The sequence below is a fragment of the Ensifer sp. SSB1 genome (assembly GCF_016652895.1).
GTDB lineage: Bacteria > Pseudomonadota > Alphaproteobacteria > Rhizobiales > Rhizobiaceae > Ensifer.
Window position 1 is genome coordinate 1 of record NZ_JAEPRP010000359.1, and the last position, 1,642, is coordinate 1,642.

The window sequence follows — 1,642 nt, forward strand, 5'->3', positions numbered from 1 at the left end:
CGTCATCTTCTTCCGGCTCCGGCTCAAAATGCAGAAGCTGCTCGATCTTGACCGGGTTTTCGACCGGTTCGCCGCGATCGATCGCGAAGTGCTGCGCACCAACATGGGCATCAGCCTCGATAATGATCGAAACGCCGAAACGGGCTTCGTAATCCATGATCGTGCCGCGCTTCTGGTTGAGCAGGTAGAGCGCGATATCCGGAATGGTGCGCACGGTGATGTCGTGCGTGGTGTTCTTGAGCAGGTACTCTTCGATGCCGCGCAGCACGTGCAGGGCGACGGAGGACTGCGAGCGAACGTGACCCGTGCCGTTGCAGTGCGGGCAGGTCTGCATCGTCGATTCGAGCACCGAGGCACGAATGCGCTGGCGCGACATTTCGAGCAGGCCGAAATGCGAGATGCGGCCGACCTGGATGCGGGCGCGATCGTTCTTCAGGCAGTCCTTCAGCTTCTTCTCGACAGCGCGGTTGTTGCGCTTTTCTTCCATGTCGATGAAGTCGATGACGACGAGGCCGGCAAGGTCGCGCAGGCGCAACTGGCGAGCAACTTCTTCCGCTGCCTCAAGGTTCGTCTGGAGCGCCGTGTCTTCGATCGAGTGCTCACGGGTCGAACGACCGGAGTTGACGTCGATCGAAACCAGCGCTTCGGTCTGGTTGATGATGATGTAGCCACCGGACTTCAGCGTTACCTGCGGCTGCAGCATACGGTCGAGCTGCGCTTCGATGCCGGAGCGCGAGAAGATCGGATGCACATCGCGATAGGGCTGAACCACCTTGGCGTGGCTCGGCATCAGCATCTTCATGAAGCCCTTGGCTTCCTTGTAGCCTTCCTCGCCGGAAACGATGATCTCGCCGATGTCCTTGTTGTAGAGATCGCGGATCGAGCGCTTGATCAGGCTGCCTTCCTCATAGACGAGGCAGGGGGCCGTAGAGTTCAGCGTCAGCGTGCGGACGTTTTCCCACAGGCGCATCAGGTATTCGAAGTCGCGCTTGATCTCGACCTTGGTGCGGTTCGCACCGGCCGTGCGCAGGATCACGCCCATGCCCTGCGGCACTTCGAGGCCGCGGGCGATTTCCTTCAGGCGCTTGCGGTCCTGCAGGTTGGTGATCTTGCGGGAGATGCCGCCACCACGCGCCGTGTTCGGCATCAGCACCGAGTAGCGACCGGCGAGCGACAGGTAGGTTGTCAGCGCCGCGCCCTTGTTGCCGCGCTCTTCCTTGGCGACCTGGACGAGCAGGATCTGGCGGCGCTTGATGACTTCCTGGATGCGGTACTGCTTGCGGGGCTTGCGGACCTGGCGATCGGGAACCTCTTCCATGGCGTCTTCGGCGCCGACGGATTCGATGATTTCCTTTTCACCATCGTGGCTGTCGTCGTCATCATCGTCGTCGTCATGACGACGGCGGCTGTCGACGTCCTCGGAGATGGCGTCGGTGTCGACCATCGCGGCCATTTCGCCGCCGTTGCTTTCGTCGCCGTCGACGGAAGCGGCTGCGGCTTCTTCAGCGGCCTTGGCCTTGGTCTTGCGGGTGCGCTTCGGCTTTGCCTTGGGCTTTTCCGCCGGCGCTTCCTCTTCGACCACCGGTTAGGCGGCAGCGGCTTCTGCCGGCTGTGCCTCGACTTCGGCCTCCGTAACGACCGC

At 62.0% G+C, this 1,642-nt stretch carries 1 pseudogene; it reads right to left on the reverse strand.

Annotated features, from left to right (window positions below):
- Nucleotides 1-1,555 (reverse strand): annotated as a pseudogene (locus I8N66_RS37290) (ribonuclease E/G); the annotation flags it as partial.
- Nucleotides 1,556-1,642 lie beyond the last annotated feature (87 nt).